We start from the raw sequence: 18266 nt of genomic DNA on the forward strand, positions 1-18266 counted from the left end.
GACGAACCGACCGACATGACCAAGCTCCGCCTCGTCTTCATGGGCACGCCGGACTTCGCCGTGCCCAGCCTCCGCGCGCTGGTCGAGGCGGGGCATGAGGTTCTCTGCGTCTACAGCCAGCCGCCCCGCCCCGCCGGGCGCGGCCAGCAGGTGCAGAAATCGCCGGTCCACCGCTTCGCCGACGAGCGCAGCATCCCCGTGCGCACGCCGAAATCCCTGCGCAACGCCGAGGCCCAGGCCGAGTTCGCCGAGCTGAAGGCCGACGCCGCCGTGGTCGCCGCCTACGGCCTGATCCTGCCGCAGCCGGTCCTCGACGCGCCGCGCCTGGGCTGCCTGAACGTGCACGGCTCGCTGCTGCCGCGCTGGCGCGGTGCGGCCCCCATCCAGCGCTCCATCCTCGCTGGCGACGCCGAGACCGGCATCACCATCATGCAGATGGACATCGGGCTCGACACCGGGGCCATGCTGCTGAAGGGCGCGGTGCCGATCACGCCGGAGACCACCTCCTCCACCCTGCACGACCAGCTCGCCGACATCGGCGCGCGCCTGATCGTGGAGGCTCTGGACGGCCTCGCCGCCGGCCGCTTGACTGCCGAGCCGCAGCCCGAGGAGGGCGTGACCTACGCCGCCAAGCTGACCCGCGAGGACGGCCGGCTAGACTGGACCAGGGACGCGGCCTTCGTCGAACGGCAGGTCCGCGCCCTCACCCCCTGGCCCGGCTGCTGGTTCGACGCCAACAACGAACGCATCAAGGTGCTGAAAGCGGTGGTGGCGGATGCCTCCAAAGCCGCTCCCGGCACCCTGCTGGACGACCGGCTGACCATCGCCTGCGCCGACGGCGCCGTGCGCCTGACCACCGTGCAGCGGCCGGGCAAGGCGCCGGTCGGCGGCGCGGACTACCTGCGCGGCCTGCACGGCGCGCTGCCCGTGGGCACCGTTCTTGAAAACGCGGCATGCAGCGCTGGAAGCTGACCATCGAGTATGACGGCCGGCCTTTCGTCGGCTGGCAGCGCCAGGACAACGGCCCCTCCGTCCAGCAAACGCTGGAAGAAGCGGTGCAGCGCCTGTCCGGCGAGACCGTACGCGTCCACGCGTCGGGACGTACGGACGCGGGCGTACACGCGCTGGGCCAGGTCTGCCACGTCGACCTGGAGAAGCCCTTCACCGGCCTGAAGCTGCGCGACGCGCTGAACTTCCACCTCAAGCCCGCGCCCGTCGCCGTGCTGCTGGCCGAAGAGGTGCCGGAGGACTTCCACGCCCGCCTGACCTCCATCGGCCGCTCCTACGTCTACCGCATCGTCAACCGCCGCGCCCCGCTGGCGCTCGACGTCGGCCGGGCGTGGCACGTGCAGCGCCCGCTCAACGCCGAGGCCATGCACGTCGCGGCGCAGGTTCTGGTCGGCCAGCACGACTTCACCAGCTTCCGCGCCGCGCTCTGCCAGGCCAAGTCGCCGCTGAAGACGCTCGACCGGCTGGACGTGGAGCGCATCGGCGAGGAAATCCGCATCCACGCCGCCGCCCGCTCCTTCCTGCACCATCAGGTGCGCAACATGGTCGGCACGCTGGAGCTGGTCGGGGCCGGCAAATGGGCCGCCGAGGATGTGCGCCGGGCGCTGGAGGCGCGCGACCGCTCCAAGGCCGGACCGACCGCCCCGCCGGACGGCCTCTACTTCGTCGCCGCGCGCTACTGACAGGCTTACGATTTGCGGCTAGGATTGACTGGCTGACGAACCATTGGCCGGTGGCCGCTGTCCGTGCGCCGAATCGCCCTGCCGATCCTGCTGTTGACTGCCGCGCTGCTGTTTCTGGCCGGCTGCGGCGGCGTGGACACGGAGCAGGTGGCGCTGTGCCGCAAGCTGATCCCCGCCTTCGAATCCGCCCCGATCACCCTGGTCGAGGCGGCGCAGGCGTCCGCCGACGCCCAGACCGTCCGCCTGACCTACCGCGCCGGAGCCGAGCCGCACTGGATTGACTGCCGCTTCGGCGGCCGCTACTTCGACGCGCGCCGGCACGATCTGGAAGCGGTGACCACCGACCGCACCGGCCCGCTGACCGAGATGCAGTTCATCATGCTGCGGGTCTGGGCCGGTCTGCCCGCCGCCCGCATCGGCCTGCCGCCGGAAGCCGTTGGAGCAAAGCCGTCCGGCCCCACCGACTGGGCGCCCCTTCTCTTCTTCGTGCAGCAGGTCATCAACGCGGCGACGGTCGCCTGCGTCTATGGGCTTCTGGCGCTGGGCTACACGCTGGTCTACGGCATCCTCGGCCAGATCAACCTCGCCATGGGCGAGCTGACCATGATCGGCGCCATGGTGACCGCCATGGGGGCGGCGGCGCTGGGCATGGCCGGGCTGGGCTCGCTGCCGCTGGCCGTGCTCGGGGTTCTGGCGACCGTCATGGCGCTCACCGCCGTGCAGGGCTGGACCATGGACCGGCTGGTGTTCCGCCGGCTGCGCAACGTGCACAGCCACACGCCGCTGATCGCCGCCATCGGCCTGTCGCTCGCCTACCAGGAGGGCGTGCGCCTGCTGCACGGCGCCCGCGACTGGTGGCCCGCCCCAATCCTGGCCGAGCGGCATGATTTGCTGAGCGACGGCTCCTTCACCGTCACCGCCCTTACCTCGCAGGCGGTGATCCTGCTGATGACCGCCGGCCTTTACGCTCTTCTCTGGGCCATCATGCAGCGCACGGCTTATGGTCGCGCCCACCGCGCCTGCGCCGACGATGTGGAGGCGGCGGAACTGGTCGGCGTGGACGTGAACCGCACGGTCGCCACCACCTTCGCGGTCGGCGGCGCGCTGGCAGCGGCGGCGGGTGCGGTGATCGCGCTCTACTACGGCGGGGTGAACTTCTACACGGGCTATCTGGTGGGCTTCAAAGCCCTGGCCGCCGCCGTGGTGGGCGGCATCGGCTCGGTCCCCGGCGCCATGCTGGGCGGCGCGCTGCTGGGGCTGGTCGAGACCTTCTGGTCGGCCTATTTCGCCATCGCCTACAAGGACATCGTGGCCTTCGGCCTGCTGACCCTGTTCCTGATCTACCGGCCGAACGGCCTTCTGGGCAAGGACCGCTCGCGGGGGGATTGAACTCCCCAGAAAAACCGAGGGGGCCTTTCGGCCCCCTCGTTTCTTTTACAGCTCGCGGACGTCGGCCAGATGGCCGGTCACCGCCGCCGCCACGGCCATGGCCGGGCTGACGAGGTGGGTGCGGCCACCGCGGCCCTGACGGCCCTCGAAGTTGCGGTTCGAGGTGGAGGCGCTGCGCTCGCCCGGCGACAGGCGGTCGGCGTTCATCGCCAGGCACATGGAACAGCCCGGCTCGCGCCATTCGAAGCCGGCCTCGGTGAAGACCTTGTCCAGACCCTCTTCCTCCGCCTGCTCCTTGACGAGGCCGGAGCCGGGGACGACCAGCGCCCGCACGCCCTCGGCGACCTTGCGGCCCTTGGCGAGGTCAGCGGCGGCGCGCAGATCCTCGATGCGGCCGTTGGTGCAGGAGCCGATGAAGACCGTGTCCACCTTCACGTCAGTCAGCTTTTGACCCGGCGTCAGGCCCATGTACTCCAGCGCGCGCTCGACGGCGGCGCGCTTGCCGGCGTCGGCCACGTCGGCCGGGTTCGGGACGGTCGCGGTGATCGGCAGCACGTCCTCGGGGCTGGTGCCCCAGGTGACCTGCGGGGCGATGTCGGCGGCGTTCAGCACGACGGTGGTGTCGTAGACGGCACCCTCATCCGACGGCAGGGTCTTCCAATACTCGACGGCCTGCTCCCAGGCGCCGGCCTTCGGGGCCAGCGGGCGGCCCTTGATGTATTCGAAGGTCTTCTCGTCCGGCGCGATCAGGCCGGCGCGGGCGCCGCCCTCGATGGCCATGTTGCAGACGGTCATGCGGCCTTCCATCGACAGCGAGCGGATGGCGTCGCCCGCGAATTCGATGACGTGGCCGGTGCCGCCGGCGGTGCCGATCTTGCCGATGATCGCCAGCACGATGTCCTTGGCGGTCACGCCCGGCGGCAGTTCACCGTCCACGCGGACCAGCATGTTCTTGGCCGGCTTCTGCTGCAGCGTCTGGGTGGCCAGCACATGCTCCACCTCCGACGTGCCGATGCCGAAGGCCAGCGCGCCGAAGGCACCATGCGTCGCCGTGTGGCTGTCGCCGCAGACGATGGTGCAGCCCGGCAGCGTGAAGCCCTGCTCCGGCCCGACGATGTGGACGATGCCCTGGCGGATGTCGTCCATCGGGAAGTAGCGGACGCCGAAATCGCGCGCGTTCTTGTCCAGCGTCTCGACCTGGACGCGGCTCTCTTCCTCGACGATGCCTTTGGAGCGGTCGGTGGTCGGCACGTTGTGGTCCGGCACGGCCAGAGTGGCCTCCGGACGGCGCACCTTGCGGCCGGCGACGCGCAGCCCTTCGAACGCCTGCGGGCTGGTCACCTCGTGGACCAGATGGCGGTCGATGTAGAGGATGCAGGTGCCGTCGTCCTGGCGGTGGACGACATGGCTGTCCCAGATCTTGTCGAAGAGGGTGCGCGGCTTGGACATCGTAAGCTCTCTCTCACAGGCGTCGGGCCAAACGGACGAACGGGGTGGGCGGCCCGGAGGCGGCACAATAGCGTTGTGTCGCGCGGGGGACAAGTATGGCTAACCGTCTTCCGCAACCGGGGCCTAGCCCGCAAGAAAGTATCTCTCAGCCGCCTGTCTTTTCGCCGCCCGCCTTTTCACCGCCGGCCTTCTCACCGAAGGCCACGCGCACGGGCGTGCCGTCGTTCAGCATGCCCTTGCCCGTGCCGGACATCAGGTCGATGCTGCGCAGAAGCTCGATGGCGCCGTACCGACCGTCCTGGCAGGACACCGCGACGATGATGCGCGGCGTCACGTCGGCGGCGTTGTAGGAGCCGTGGCAGGTCAGCCGCTCATCGGCGGTCTGCACCAGATAGACGCCGAGCGGGCTGTTGGTGCTGGCACGGGCAACGCCCCTGAACGGAGCCTTCTCGCCGAGCGAGCCGGTCACCGGCACTTCGATGGTTTGGCCGGCGGCACAGGCACCGGCGAGGAGCACGGCGGACAGGGGCAGAAACTTGCGGAGCATGGGTCTCACCCTATGAGGTAGAACGCCCATCGCTTGTGCCGCTGCAACCCTGCCCCGCAAAGGCGCGATCCGTCACAGCGACACCATGCCGCCGGTGGAAGCCGGAGCCACCCTGTGCTAGCGTCCCGCCACTCTTGAAACGAGGGGAATTCCCGTGTCGGACCAGACCGTCCGCTGTGAACGCTGCGACAAACGCTACCCGGCGAGCGAGCCGTCCTGCCCGAACTGCCGGCGCATCCGCCAGTCCAACATCGCCATCGCGACCGCGCTGGTGATGCTGGTCGTGCTGGTGGTGGTCGGATGGCTGGGCGCACAGATCCTGTTCATGTGAGGTGATGTTGGGTTTCGCCTGCGGCTCAACCCAACCTACAGGACGTCGTAGGTCGGGTTGAGCAAAGCGAAACCCAACAGACTTACGCCTGCGGCCGGTAAATTTCCCCGCCGCCCTCGCGGAAGCGTTCGGACATCTCGGCCATGCCGGCTTCCGCCTGATCGCGGATCTCCTGCGTGATCTTCATCGAGCAGAACTTCGGCCCGCACATGGAGCAGAAGTGCGCCGTCTTGGCGCCTTCCGCCGGCAGGGTCTCGTCGTGGTACGCCTGCGCCGTGTCGGGGTCGAGCGCCAGAGCGAACTGATCCTTCCAGCGGAAGGAGAAGCGCGCCCGCGACATGGCGTCATCCCTCGCCCGCGCCGCCGGGTGCCCCTTGGCGAGGTCGGCGGCGTGCGCGGCGATCTTGTAGGCGATCACGCCCGCCTTCACGTCGTCGCGGTCCGGCAGGCCCAGATGCTCCTTCGGCGTGACGTAGCAGAGCATCGCCGTGCCGAACCAGCCGATCATCGCGGCACCGATGGCGCTGGTGATGTGGTCGTAGCCGGGGGCGATGTCCGTCACGATGGGACCCAGCGTGTAGAAGGGCGCCTCGCCGCACAGTTTCAGCTGGATATCGACGTTGTGCTTGATCTTGTGCAGCGGGACGTGGCCCGGCCCCTCGATCATCACCTGCACGTCCTTCGCCCAAGCGATCTTGGTCAGCTCGCCCAGGGTCTCCAGCTCGGCGAACTGGGCGGCGTCGTTGGCGTCGGCCTGGCTGCCCGGCCGCAGCCCGTCGCCCAGCGACAGCGCCACGTCGTAGGCGCGGCAGATGTCGCAGATCTCCTCGAAATGGTCGTAGAGGAAATTCTCGCGGTGATAGGTCAGGCACCACTTCGCCATGATCGAGCCGCCGCGCGACACGATGCCGGTGACGCGCTTGGCGGTCAGCGGGATGTGCGCCAGACGCAGGCCGGCGTGGATGGTGAAGTAATCGACGCCCTGCTCCGCCTGCTCGATCAGCGTGTCGCGGAACAGCTCCCAGGTCAGGTCCTCGGCCTTGCCGCCCACCTTCTCCAGCGCCTGATAGATCGGCACGGTGCCGATGGGAACCGGCGCGTTGCGCAGGATCCACTCGCGGGTCTGGTGGATGTCCTTGCCGGTGGACAGGTCCATCACGGTGTCGGCGCCCCAGCGGATCGACCAGACCATCTTCTCGACCTCTTCCTCGATGGAGGAGGTGATGGCGGAGTTGCCGATGTTGGCGTTGATCTTGGTCAGGAAGTTGCGGCCGATGATCATCGGCTCCGATTCGGGGTGGTTGACGTTGGCCGGGATGATGGCCCGACCGCGCGCCACCTCGTCGCGCACGAACTCCGGCGTCACGAGGTCGGGAATGGCCGCCCCGAAATCCTCGCCGTCGCGCTCCGTCTTCGCCGCTTCCAAGCGGCCCAGATTCTCGCGGACGGCGATGTACTCCATCTCCGGCGTGACGATGCCGGCGCGGGCGTAGGCCATCTGCGTCACCGCCTTGCCAAGCTTGGCGCGCAGAGCGCCGCTGGCGGTCGGTTCCACGTCGCCGCGCGCCTCGATCCAGGCTTCACGCCGCTTTGGCAAGCCGGCATGCACGTCGATGGCGGCGTCGGGGTCGGTGTAGGGGCCGGAGGAATCATAGACGCGCAGCGGCGGCTCGCCCCCGCCGACGCAGATCTCGCGCATGGCGACGCGCAGGTCGGGGGTGCGCGGTCCCGGCACATGCACCTTGCGCGAGGCGGGCAGCGGGCCGGTCGAGATACGGATAGAGGCTTGGCCAATATCTTGAAAGTTGGGGTCCTTGGGCACGGGGTTTCTCCGTCACGATGTTGCCGGACAAACCCGGGACTGTGCGGACGGAGGCGATGGAACGCAGACCCATGACGGTCCTGGGGCGCCCGAAAATACGGATTGCCCGTGCGAAATTCCTCCCTTCGCCGGTATGACCCGGATCAGGTTCTAAGGGTCACCACGTCGCCGCCTTCGGATCGAAGCATCAGCCGGTGGTATCTCAGCCCCCTACGGGACCCCCCTGGAACGGAACCGATGGTGCCGACACGCGCGGCTGCTGTCAAAGGAAAGCAGACCTCCCCAACCATTTGGCGCCCTACCATGCCGGCAAACTTGGGAGGACCCATGGCAAATGAAGCCATGACGCGCCCCGCCCCCGGAGCGGCGGTGTACGCGCAACTTGCTGGAATGGTGCTGTTCTGGGGCGCCAACTGGCCGCTGATGAAGACGGCGCTGGCCGACATCGGGCCGCTGACCTTCTGCACCCTGCGCTTCGCGGGGGCAGCGGCGGTGCTGGCCCTGCTGTCATCCGTGCTGCGCTTCCCACTGCTGCCCCAGCGTGGGGAGCGCTGGCCGCTCGCCATCATCGGGCTGTTGCAGGTGGCTGGCATGCTTGACCTCAGCGCCATCGGCCTGCGGGTCGTACCGCCGGGTCGCGCGGCGGTGCTGGCCTACACCATGCAGATGTGGGCGTTGCCGCTGGGTGTCCTGCTGGCCGGCGAGCGTTTCACCAAATGGCGGGTGGCCGGCGCGCTGCTGACGTTCGCGGGCGTGCTGGTGTTCTTCAACCCGGCCCTACTGGACTGGAGCGACACCCAGGTTCTGCTCGGCAACGGCCTGCTGCTGGCCTGCGCGGTCAGCTGGGCGCTGGGGGCGACGCTCTACCGCCGCCATGGCCGCTGGCAGACCTCCTTCTGGACCCAGACCTTCTGGATGATCGCGGTCAGCGCCGTCGTGACCGCTCCGCTCGCCCTGGGCACGGAGCACGCGCGCCCCATCCACTGGACGCCCGCCCTGTCCACGGTGCTGGCCTTCAACTGGCTGGTCGCGACGGGGCTCTGTTACTGGTGGTGGGCCAAGTCGCTGACCGCCATGCCGGCCAGCCAGGCCGGGCAGATCGCCTGCCTCGTCCCCATCACCGCCCTTCTCCTCAGCGCCGCTTTCCTGGGCGAACCGCTGACCGCCGGCGTGCTGATCGCCGTCGCCCTGATCGGCGCCGGCATCGTCACGACCATGCGGGCTTAAAGCCCTTCTCCCCCTGTGTGGGAGAAGGGTTGGGATGAGGGGGTGGCCGCAGGCCAAAGGGATGTTGCCACGTCAGCGTTTACCCCTCTCCCCTTGTGGGGTGAGGGGCTTTGCGCCGCCCCCAACGCCAAACACCCGCCCGGATCACTCCGGGCGGGTGCTGGAAACCTTCTTGACGAAAGGGGCGCCGGATTACTCCGCGGCGGCCTTCTCGTTCATGCCGCGGCCGGTCGTGCGCTCGGCGATACGAGCCGACTTACCGCGACGGTCGCGCAGGTAGTACAGCTTGGCGCGGCGAACGGCGCCCTTGCGGACCAGCTCGATCGACTCCAGACGCGGGGAGTACAGCGGGAACACGCGCTCCACGCCCTCGCCGTAGCTGATCTTGCGGACCGTGAACGACGAGTTCACGCCAGCGTTCTTGCGGGCGATGACGACACCCTCGTAGGCCTGGACGCGCTCACGCGTGCCTTCGACCACCTTCACGTTCACGCGGACGGTATCGCCCGGCGAGAACTCCGGAATGGTCTTGCCGCCGAGGGCCTTCTCGATCTGCTCCTGCTCGAGCTGCTGCAACAGGTTCATGACACTACCCCTTTCCATCGGTGCGCCTCGCGGCGGACCGTCACTCCGGTTTTGGGCCGCGCCGGCGACCCTGTTTCCCAACATTCTGACCCTCGGCCTTTCGGACCGCCTCGTAGCGGGACCACAGGTCGGGCCGCCGGGCCCGTGTGATCCGCTCCGCCTCGGCAAGCCGCCAGGCACGAACCTTCTCGTGGTGGCCGGACAGAAGAACGTCCGGAACCGACCTCTCCACACCCTGCCCATCGGTCCAGACCGCCGGCCGGGTGTAGTGGGGATATTCGAGCAATCCCCTCTCGAAACTCTCTTCGTCCGCCGTCGTCACGTTGCCCATGACACCGGGGAGCAAGCGCACCACGGCGTCGATCAGGCAGAGCGCGGCGACCTCGCCGCCGGACAGCACGAAGTCCCCGAGGCTGACTTCCTCAAGGCCATGCGCATCCAGCACCCGCTCGTCCACCCCCTCGTACCGGCCGCAGAGCAGCGTGACCACCGGGGTGGCCGCCAGCTCCTTGACCAGTTCCTGGTCCAGCACCCGGCCGCGCGGCGACAAGTAGATCGCCCTGCCGCGTCCCGGAGCATCCGGCGGACCCGCCGTCGCGGCCAAAGCCGCGTCCAGCACATCCGGCCGCATGACCATGCCGGCCCCTCCACCGAAGGGGGCGTCATCGACGGAGCGGTGTTTATCGCGCGCGAAAGAGCGAATGTCCACTGATTCCAGCGCCCAGACTCCATTTTCCAACGCCTTCCCCGCAAGGCTGTGACCCAGCGGGCCCGGAAACATTTCCGGAAACAGCGTCAGGACCTTGGCCGTCCAGACGAGCGGGCCGGTCGCGCCGTGATTCACGGCTGGACCTCCCCTTCCTCAGCGTCTTCGTTCCCTTCGCGCGCTTCGATCACCGCCGGAAGGTCGACCACGACGCGGCCGCCCTTCACATCGACAACCGGAACGCACGCCTTGGTGAAGGGCAGCATTTCCAGCGAGCCCGACTCCGTGCGGATTTCCAGCACGTCGCCAGCCCCGAAGTCATACAGCGCCTTCACCGTGCCGTAGACGGACCCGTCGGCGAGTTCCGCGCGCAGACCGATCAGGTCGGCGTGGTAGAACTCGTCCTCGTCCTCCGTCTCCGGCAGGGCGGAGCGGTCCACGTACAGGCGTACGCCGGCCAGCTCCTGCGCCTGTTCGCGCGTCGCGATACCCTCGACGCGGACCAGGAACAGATCCTTGGCCATGCCTTGGAGCGACAGACGGAACAGGCGCCCGCCCCGCTCGTCGGAGAGCGGGCCGTAGGAGGCCACCGCCGCCGGATCGCCGGTGAAGCTCTTCAGCTTCACCAGGCCCCGGACGCCGTGCGACCCCGCGAACTGACCGACACAGACTTTTGCGGACATGAGAGAATCGCTCGGGCCCATGGGTCGGGTTTTGCCGTCGGCGCCACCCAACCCACGGAAGCCTTATCAGCCCTCGGCGCCTTCAGCGGCGGCCTTGGCGGCGGCCTCGGCCTTCAGACGCTCCTGGGCCTTCGCCTTCGGGGCGGACTTCTTCGGGGTCTCGCGGACCTCCGGCTTGGCGATCAGGCCGGCGTTGGCGAAGAACAGCGCGACGCGGTCCGTCGGCTGGCCGCCGACCGACAGCCAATGCTTGGCGCGCTCGGCGTTCAGGACGATGCGCTGCTCGTGATCCTTCGGCAGCATCGGGTTGTAGGTGCCGATCTTCTCGATGAAGCGGCCATCGCGCGGGCTGCGCGCATCGGCGACGACGATGGCGTAGAACGGGCGCTTCTTGGCGCCGCCACGGGCGAGACGGATCTTCAGGGACATGGGTCGAACTGCTTTCCTGGTTAGACGTTAAAAGTGATCGCGCTTATCGCGCGGTGAAAAAGCCAGGGGTCACTGGAACCCCCGGAAATTCTTCGGCAGAAGATTCTGCAAGCCGCCGCGCATCAGGCCCTTCTTGCCCATCTTCTGCACCTGCTTCATCATCCCGCGCATGGAGTCGAACTGCTTCAGCAGCTTGTTCACCTCCTGCACGCTGGTGCCGGAGCCGGCGGCGATGCGCTTGCGGCGCGACGCCTTGATGATGTCGGGGTTCTTGCGCTCCGCCTTGGTCATCGAGGAGATGATCGCCTCCTGGCGCTTGATCATCCCGTCGTCGATGTTGGCGTCTTTCAGCTGATTCTTGATCTTGCCGATGCCCGGCAGCATGCCCATCAGGCCGGACATGCCGCCCATCTTGCGCAGCTGCTTCAGCTGGGAGGCCATGTCGTCCAGGTCGAAGCCCTGCCCCTTCTCCATCTTGCGGGCGAGCTTTTCAGCCTCGTCCTTGTCGATGGTCTCGACGGCCTTCTCGACCAGCGACACCACGTCGCCCATGCCGAGGATGCGGCCGGCGATGCGGTCGGGGTGGAAGGGCTCCAGCGCGTCGATCTTCTCGCCAACACCCAGCAGCTTGATCGGCTTGCCGGTGATCTGGCGCATCGACAGCGCGGCACCGCCACGGGCGTCGCCGTCCACGCGGGTCAGCACGATGCCGGTGATGCCGACCTTGTCGTTGAAGTTGGTGGCGACCGTCACCGCGTCCTGACCGGTCATGGCGTCGGCGACCAGCAGCGTCTCCACCGGCTTGGTCGCGTCGCGCACGGCGGCGACCTCGGCCATCAACTCCTCGTCGATGGCGAGACGGCCGGCGGTGTCGAGCATCACCACGTCGTAGCCTTCGCGGCGACCGGTCTCGATGGCGCGCTTGGCGATGGTCACCGGGTCCTGGCCGGGGATGATGGGCAACGTGGCAACGCCGGTCTGCTCGCCCAGGACCTTCAGCTGCTCCTGCGCGGCCGGGCGGCGCACGTCGAGCGAGGCCATCAGGACCTTCTTGCGGTCCTTGGTCTTCAGGCGCAGCGCGATCTTGGCGGTGCTGGTCGTCTTACCGGAACCCTGAAGGCCGACCATCAGGACCGGCACGGGCGCGGCGGCGTTGAGGTTGATGTCCTCGCCGGCGCCCAGCATCTCCACGAGGTTGTCGTGGACGACCTTGATGACCTGCTGACCGGGGGTGACGGAGCGCAGCACCTCCTGGCCGACGGCGCGCTCCTTGACCTGGGCGACGAACTGCTTGACCACGGGCAGAGCCACGTCGGCCTCAAGCAGCGCCACGCGCACCTCGCGCAGCGCGGCGTTGACGTCCTCCTCGCTCAGCGCGCCACGGCGGCGCAGCTTGTCGAAGATGTCGCCCAGGCGTCCGGTCAGGCCTTCGAACATGGGTCAGCGGTCCTCAGTTTCGTTCCGACACACGCACAAGCACGAAAGCGCCAGTGCGCGATACTCGCGGACTGGCGGAGGTCCCCGGCACGGTGGCCGGCGGTACCCGGTCGATCGGCTCGACGGATGCAGGTCGGCGGACCATACGGATCCGGGGACCGAGAGTCAACAGCGCCGCATTTCCCGCATCCCGCCGCCTCCTTCCCGCCCATGTCATAGGCCGGTTCATAAGCCGGTTCATAAGCCGGTTCATAGGCCAGCGGCCGAAAGCCCCCTCAACCAATAGGGCTGTAGACGGACCGTATGTGCTTCATTATAGGCAGACTTGAATCAATCGTTACTGGTCGTTAACTGTTTGTTCGGGGCTTCCCGATCAGATTGGGCGGCGTCACAACGAAGGTCCCCGTTGATGTCTTCCGCGCAAGGCTTCGGTTCGAACTCGCCGCGCACCAAGCTGACCCAGAGTCAGTTGAATGCGATTCTCCTGCGGCACCAGGCCTTCCGCAAAAGCCAGCCGGGTGGCGTGCGCGCCAACCTGAAGATGCGCGACCTGTCTCACCTGGACCTGTCGGGCATCGACCTGTCGGACGCCGACCTGTCCGGCGCCAAACTGTTCAGCGCGCGCCTGACCGGCGCCAACCTCGCCAACGCCAACCTCTACGCCGCCGACCTGCGCCTGGCGAACCTGGAAAAGGCCGATCTCCGCCGCGCCGACCTGCGCGGGGCCTGCCTGCGCGGCGCCGTCCTGTCCGAAGCCACCCTTGTCGAGGTGGACCTGCGCGACGGCACGCTTCTCCATTACGGGGCCGGCGGCGAGATGGTCCATCACAAGTTCGAGGACTCCGTCCTGACGTCGGAGCTGACGGCGGCCACCATCCGGGGCGCCGACCTGTCGCGCGCCAAGGTGGCGAACGCCTTCGTGATGCAGACCGACCTGACCGACGCGATCCTGCGCGGCACGAAGTTCATGCGCGCGAACCTGACCAACTCCAACATGACCGGCTGCGACCTGACCGACGCCGACCTGTCGGAAGCGAACCTGTCCGGCGCCCGCCTGTCCGGCGCGGTAATGACCGGCTGCGCCATCGGGCGCGCCAACTTCACCAACACCAACCTGATCGGCGCCATCCTGGACGCGGCGCAGCTGCGCTCCCCCAACCTCGCCGGGGCGGTGACGGCCAAGACGCTGGCCAACCCCGACGACGACCTGCGCGAGATCCTGCTCAGCCACATCGCCTGGATCGACAGCGGCGGCAAGGACGGCAAGCGCGCCGACCTCTCCGCGCTCGACCTTTCGGGGCGCAAGCTGGAGGGCATCAACCTGTCGGCGGCGATCCTACAGTGCATCACGTTGCGCGGCGCGGTACTGTCCGGCGCCACGCTCGCCATCGCCGACATGTCGCTGTCCGACCTGCGCAAGGTGGACTTCACCAAGGCCGACCTGCGCGGCATCAATTTCGAGCGCGCGACCCTGACCGGCGCCAACCTGACCGAGGCGCAGCTCGGCCCCGTGCACATCCAGACGATGAGCGGCCACGTCTGGCGCGCCAACCTCCAGCGCGCCCGCCTGGGCATGGCGATCCTGAAGAACGCCGACCTGCGCAAGGTGAACCTGTCCGGCGCCAACCTGTCGGGCGCGGATCTGCGCGGCGCCAACCTCAGCGAGGCCGACCTGTCCGGCGCCGACCTGAGCGGGGCCACCATGGACGGCGCCGTGCTGGAAGGCGCCAACATCGCCGAGGCCATCGGGCTGTCCGACGAAGCCCCTCTGGGATAACGGCGCCCCCTCAAGAAGGGCGTATTCCGAAAACATTAGCAAAGGATCGTTGCAGAACAGAACAACACTGTTCTCACGAACCCTGAGTCGTGCCATCATCGTTCAAAAAAGAACATCGCCGCACACAGTGCGGTATTTTGCATACTCCTGTATTCCGGCAAGTCGAGAGAGGGTCTCACAGCCACCATCTTCGAAAGCGGGGAGGAAACGATGATTTCGTGGCCTTTCACCTTCGTTCAGGGCGACAATTTTTCCAACTGGCTCGTGTTCGTCTTCGGCGTCTTTATCCCGGCATCGGTCCTGGCTGGCCGATACGCCGTTAAGAAGCATCGCCAGACGGTGCTCCGCAACCTGCGGGCTACCTTCCAACATTCGTCGAACCGGGATGTCAGCCTGTTCCCGACTTTCGAATTCGCTCTCCAAAAATATGATCTCGCCGCCGAGCCGAAGTCCAAGATGGAACGAGTTAAGACTTGGTTTCGGGCTACGCACGAGCTGATTTTCTACGTCATGACAATGGCGATTTTCGGCGCCATCAGCACTTTGGGCTTCATCTATCTGATCACTTATGCACCGACCATTATCTGGAACAAAGAAAGTTTCATCTATGGCGTGCCGGGCGCGCAGCAGGAGTTGATGACGCCCGAGGCACCTGCAAGCACCGGGACCACGCCACCCCCCACCCCCCAGACGACCGGGCAAAACACCGGGGGACAAGCCACGCCGAACGGCGAGAAGGCGAACCCCGAACTCGCCAATTACCAGAAGCTGAGCGGCGCGGTGTTGGGCTTCGCGTTTCTCGGCGCCTACGTCTGGTCGCTCATGTATCTCGTCCGGCGGATTTCCTGTTTCGACCTGTCGCCGATGTCGTTCCTGCGCGCCTCGGCGCGGATCGTGCTGGCCTGTACGACGGCCTTGGTCCTTCGCCATCTGGTGCCCATTCAAAACAGCGGCATGGCGAGCAATCTCATCCCGCTGACCGGCTTTCTCGTCGGGTTCTTCCCGGCGGCGGGACTTGATCTGTTGATGCAGAAGATTCCCCAATTGCGGTTGCGGCGGATCGCTCCCGGCGCGGCGGAAAGCGCCCGCTCCATGCCGCTGAGCATGATCGACGGCATCGACAGCGAGATCGAGTTCCGCCTTGCCGAGCGGGAAATCACCGACGTCCAGACGCTGGCGACCGAGAACCCGGTGCTTTTGTGCGCCGAAACGCCCTACGGGCTGCTCACCTGCCTGGATTGGATCGCGCAAGCCCAACTGGCGCTGGAGGTCGGCCCGGAAAAATACCGCCAGCTGCGCGACATCGGCCTGCGGAGCATCTTCGCGCTGGAACAGGTGCGTGGCGATCCCTGGCTCGAACCGGTGGCGGTCCGCATCCTCGACCCGGCGGCGGCGACCACGGCAACCCTGTCGTCGCGGATTCACGCCATGAAGTCGAGCGAGCACGTCCAGCGGCTTTATCAGTGCTACGACGTCCTCAATGAGGTGTTCGGCCAGGGCGTCGGCGCCCCGTCGAGGGAGGCGGCACGCGACCAGATCATGGACATCACCCTGCCCTCCCCGCACAAGCCGGGGCGGGCGATCCGTCTGGTGACGCTCCGTCGCCCTGACACGCCATTGGTTCAACCGGTGAACTGGCCGCTCCAGCTGGGCCTGGAGGCGGTTGCCGCGCCCCACCCCAGGCCGAACGGCGACGACCGTGTCAGGCCGCTTCTGCTGGTGGCGATGCTGTGCATGGACCGCACCGACGTGGAGGGCCACAGCTACTCGGACATCGCGTCAAAGCTCGACGAGAGCGGCCCGGGGTTCGAGTTCCTGTTGAATGTTTTGCAGGACAACCAGATTCCCGAAACGCGGCGTGGTTCGAACACCCCTCGCAGTTTGCTGTCCGCCATCAACGGCGCGGAGTCCGTCACGCTCGGTCGGTGGCCGGGCCTCCCGCGACCGATTCTCGTCGTGGCGACCCCGCAGATCGTCCTCCTGGCCGGAGAACCCACCGCCCTCGACATTGCCTTTGCCGGTGGCCTGCGGGACCGCATCGCGGGTGGCGTCTCCCCCGCGGGGGCGCCCCGACCGAACGGCCCTTCTCCTGAAGCGCAGCAGAATCAAGCGGCTGCCTGAACTCGCTTCCGATCGGCGGCGGTGGCTAACACCCACCCCGCCGCCTCGTCCAGTCGCCGGACGTGTAGGCGGTGCGGACGTGGCGGATCAGCAGGTTGCGGGCCTCGATCAGCTGCGCCATGCGCTCGCGGCAGGCGACCACGCCGGTGTCCGGGTGATAGACCGGGGCCAGTTCGCGGAAGCGCTTCACCACCCGGTCCTCGTCGAAGCACCATTCGTTGACGAAGCCGAACAGCTGCGCGGCGTCGCGCACCTGCGTCACCTGCCCGTCGAGCGGCCGGAAGGACACCCGTTCCAGCGCGTGGGCCAGCGCCTTGTTGCGATAGTCCAGCTTCTCCACTGTGGCTTCCAGCTGCGCCACGTCGGTCGCCGGGACCAGCCGCCAGTCCGGATCGGCCAGCGCCAGCGCCGCCGCCAGCGCCCGGCGGATGGCCGCGTCGTTCAGTCCGGGGGCGAGCCGAAGTTCCAACCGGGTCTCGTCACCCTCCGGCGCACCGGGGTCGTCCAGCGTCTCCGGCGCCAGCAGCAACGCGGCCGAGGCCAGCGCCGACGCATCCACGCCGCGCCTCCCGGCCAGCCTCAGAACGGCGGCGGCGAAACCCGCCTTGCAGGGAACGGAGTAGCCGACGCTGTGCGCCACAGGCGGGCGCGCCACGCCAACGACCGCCGCGGACGGACAGAGGTCCACGGCCGAATGGGCCAGCACGTCGGACCGCGAGCCCAACGCGTCAAAAGGAAAGCCATCCGGAGCGGTCATGAGTGGCACCAACGCTTAGTGCGTGCGGCGCGAGTCTAACGCAATCGCTAGAATCCTTGCAACCGTCCACCGAGTCGCAGGCGGTGTACTTCGCGGCTTCCATACATGAGATCTTTCGCGCATTGGCGCGATAACGGACAAATGACACCATCCACACTCGTTAGCCCCTCTCCCCTCGTGGGCGCGCAGCCGCCCGCGAAGCGGGATGGAGGCCAAAGGCCACCATAGGCGAAGCGTGGTTGGGGTGAGGGGGCCGAAATAATGCCGTCACAACGGGCAAGATCACTCCACCAAACAGCCACCGAGGCGGAAAAGCTTCTGTGGCACGCGGTCCGCGACCGTCGCCTCGCCGGGCTCAAGTTCCGGCGCCAGCAGTGCATGGGCCGTTATGTCGTGGATTTCATCTGCCACGAGAAGCACCTGATCGTGGAACTCGACGGCAGCCAACACACCGTCGTCGGCGATGCCGAACGCACGGCCTTCTTGGAATCGGAAGGCTATCGTGTGCTGCGCGTCTGGAACCCGGACGTGTTCCTGAGTTTGGATGGGGTCCTGGAGACAATCCTCGCGGTGGCGGAGGGGCGCATTTCGGAACGGCTCACCTGACCGCTTCGCGGCCCCCTCACCCCAACCCCTCTCCCACGTCGGGGAGAGGGGCATTTCATGCTCACCGATGCATCATCGCCGGCTTGGCCGGAAGCTTCTCCAAAAGGTCGGCGATGTAGGCGTCCTCGCCCTTGCCGGACATAGCGGCGAAGCCCTTCAGCATCTGGCTGCCGAAGGTGAAGACGTTGGCGAGGTCGATGCGCCACTTGCCGCCCTCGCGGACGAAGTCGGCGGGGACCAGCGCGGGGCGGTTGTCCACCATCAGGATGGCCGAGGCGCGGTCGCCCTTGACCCGCACCGGGCCCAGCCCGCTGCTGCCGATCACGTTGGGGCCGAGCCAGCCCTGCTTGATCCCATGATCGGCCAGATCGCCCAGCGACATGCGGCGCAGATCGGACGGGCTGACGTAGCGGCGCAGGCCCATGGCGGCGAACTTCTCCGCCGGCTCCAACCGGCTGATGCCGGCGTCCGTGCCGTTGCGGGCGGCGGCGCGCACCGCCTCCAGCTTGTCCACCGATGTCCGGGAAAGCAGCGGCACCACGGCCGAGCCGCGCTTCTGGGTCAGCGCGGTCCGCGCGCTCTCGAACACGGCCACGACCTCCCGCTCCTCCGGGGAGGCGGGTGGCGGGGCGGCAAAAGCGGGAACGCTTAGGACGAGGAGATACAGAACCAGGGACAGGATGCGCATGAACGGGTCCGCTTATGGTCG

The 18266-nt window shown here is 67.6% G+C and carries 18 protein-coding genes and 1 riboswitch; of the genes, 8 read left to right on the forward strand and 10 right to left on the reverse strand.

Going from position 1 to position 18266, the window contains the following annotated elements; genetic code table 11:
- Positions 1-15 precede the first annotated feature (15 nt).
- The 3 genes from fmt to J2852_RS13705 all read left to right on the forward strand — a co-directional run bounded on the left by fmt (position 16) and on the right by J2852_RS13705 (position 3080).
- Positions 16-972 (forward strand): methionyl-tRNA formyltransferase, encoded by a 957-nt coding sequence (gene fmt, locus J2852_RS13695; protein WP_209876293.1) that lies wholly within the window; start codon positions 16-18, stop codon positions 970-972.
- Positions 954-1691 carry a tRNA pseudouridine(38-40) synthase TruA gene (gene truA / locus J2852_RS13700; protein ID WP_209876295.1) on the forward strand — a complete coding sequence of 246 codons (738 nt, stop codon included), beginning with the start codon at positions 954-956 and terminating at the stop codon, positions 1689-1691. The genes fmt and truA overlap by 19 nt, the downstream gene beginning before the upstream one ends.
- A 63-nt stretch (positions 1692-1754) precedes the next feature.
- Positions 1755-3080, forward strand: coding sequence for a branched-chain amino acid ABC transporter permease (locus J2852_RS13705; RefSeq protein ID WP_209876297.1), 1326 nt, complete (start codon positions 1755-1757; stop codon positions 3078-3080).
- 45 nt (positions 3081-3125) lie between these two features.
- On the opposite strand, the gene leuC is transcribed toward J2852_RS13705, so the two are convergent.
- Together leuC and J2852_RS13715 are read right to left on the reverse strand one after the other, a co-directional pair.
- Positions 3126-4529, reverse strand: coding sequence for a 3-isopropylmalate dehydratase large subunit (gene leuC, locus J2852_RS13710; RefSeq protein ID WP_209876299.1), 1404 nt, complete (start codon positions 4527-4529; stop codon positions 3126-3128).
- 145 nt (positions 4530-4674) lie between these two features.
- The gene (locus J2852_RS13715) at positions 4675-5076 is read right to left on the reverse strand and encodes a hypothetical protein (RefSeq protein ID WP_209876301.1); all 402 of its coding nucleotides are present in this window, start codon (positions 5074-5076) and stop codon (positions 4675-4677) included.
- Positions 5077-5230: 154 nt separating this feature from the next.
- Here J2852_RS13715 and J2852_RS13720 point away from each other — a divergent pair, with 154 nt between their 5' ends.
- Positions 5231-5407 carry a hypothetical protein gene (locus tag J2852_RS13720; RefSeq protein ID WP_209876302.1) on the forward strand — a complete coding sequence of 59 codons (177 nt, stop codon included), beginning with the start codon at positions 5231-5233 and terminating at the stop codon, positions 5405-5407.
- Between the two features lie 82 nt (positions 5408-5489).
- Here the strand turns inward: J2852_RS13720 and thiC are convergent, their stop codons facing one another.
- Positions 5490-7229 (reverse strand): phosphomethylpyrimidine synthase ThiC, encoded by a 1740-nt coding sequence (gene thiC, locus J2852_RS13725; protein WP_343206738.1) that lies wholly within the window; start codon positions 7227-7229, stop codon positions 5490-5492.
- Between the two features lie 103 nt (positions 7230-7332).
- Positions 7333-7464: riboswitch (TPP riboswitch) on the reverse strand.
- Positions 7465-7556: 92 nt separating this feature from the next.
- Between thiC and J2852_RS13730 the strand changes: the two genes are divergently transcribed.
- The gene (locus tag J2852_RS13730) at positions 7557-8456 is read left to right on the forward strand and encodes a DMT family transporter (protein ID WP_209876304.1); all 900 of its coding nucleotides are present in this window, start codon (positions 7557-7559) and stop codon (positions 8454-8456) included.
- 192 nt (positions 8457-8648) lie between these two features.
- On the opposite strand, the gene rplS is transcribed toward J2852_RS13730, so the two are convergent.
- The 5 genes from rplS to ffh form a co-directional block, all read right to left on the reverse strand.
- Positions 8649-9041 carry a 50S ribosomal protein L19 gene (gene rplS / locus J2852_RS13735; RefSeq protein WP_209876497.1) on the reverse strand — a complete coding sequence of 131 codons (393 nt, stop codon included), beginning with the start codon at positions 9039-9041 and terminating at the stop codon, positions 8649-8651.
- Positions 9042-9081: 40 nt separating this feature from the next.
- On the reverse strand, positions 9082-9822 hold the full coding sequence (trmD, locus tag J2852_RS13740) for a tRNA (guanosine(37)-N1)-methyltransferase TrmD (protein ID WP_246499622.1): 741 nt from the start codon (positions 9820-9822) through the stop codon (positions 9082-9084).
- A 59-nt stretch (positions 9823-9881) separates the two neighbouring features.
- Positions 9882-10430: a ribosome maturation factor RimM gene (gene rimM, locus J2852_RS13745; protein WP_209876308.1), complete on the reverse strand. Its 549-nt coding sequence runs from the start codon at positions 10428-10430 to the stop codon at positions 9882-9884.
- Between the two features lie 66 nt (positions 10431-10496).
- A complete protein-coding gene (gene rpsP, locus J2852_RS13750; protein WP_209876310.1) occupies positions 10497-10859 on the reverse strand; it encodes a 30S ribosomal protein S16 in 363 nt (120 codons plus the stop codon).
- Positions 10860-10928: 69 nt separating this feature from the next.
- Entirely contained in the window at positions 10929-12296 is a 1368-nt protein-coding gene (ffh, locus tag J2852_RS13755) for a signal recognition particle protein (RefSeq protein WP_209876312.1), read from the reverse strand.
- A gap of 409 nt (positions 12297-12705) precedes the next feature.
- Between ffh and J2852_RS13760 the strand changes: the two genes are divergently transcribed.
- Positions 12706-14073: a pentapeptide repeat-containing protein gene (locus J2852_RS13760; RefSeq protein ID WP_209876314.1), complete on the forward strand. Its 1368-nt coding sequence runs from the start codon at positions 12706-12708 to the stop codon at positions 14071-14073.
- Between the two features lie 210 nt (positions 14074-14283).
- Positions 14284-16194: a hypothetical protein gene (locus J2852_RS13765; RefSeq protein ID WP_209876315.1), complete on the forward strand. Its 1911-nt coding sequence runs from the start codon at positions 14284-14286 to the stop codon at positions 16192-16194.
- Between the two features lie 25 nt (positions 16195-16219).
- Here J2852_RS13765 and J2852_RS13770 read toward each other — a convergent pair whose 3' ends face one another.
- Positions 16220-16951, reverse strand: coding sequence for a hypothetical protein (locus J2852_RS13770; protein WP_209876318.1), 732 nt, complete (start codon positions 16949-16951; stop codon positions 16220-16222).
- Between the two features lie 261 nt (positions 16952-17212).
- Between J2852_RS13770 and J2852_RS13775 the strand changes: the two genes are divergently transcribed.
- Entirely contained in the window at positions 17213-17557 is a 345-nt protein-coding gene (locus J2852_RS13775) for an endonuclease domain-containing protein (RefSeq protein ID WP_209876320.1), read from the forward strand.
- Positions 17558-17618: 61 nt separating this feature from the next.
- Here J2852_RS13775 and J2852_RS13780 read toward each other — a convergent pair whose 3' ends face one another.
- On the reverse strand, positions 17619-18245 hold the full coding sequence (locus J2852_RS13780; protein WP_209876322.1) for a hypothetical protein: 627 nt from the start codon (positions 18243-18245) through the stop codon (positions 17619-17621).
- Positions 18246-18266 lie beyond the last annotated feature (21 nt).

The organism is Azospirillum soli, from assembly GCF_017876165.1.
Lineage (GTDB): Bacteria > Pseudomonadota > Alphaproteobacteria > Azospirillales > Azospirillaceae > Azospirillum > Azospirillum soli.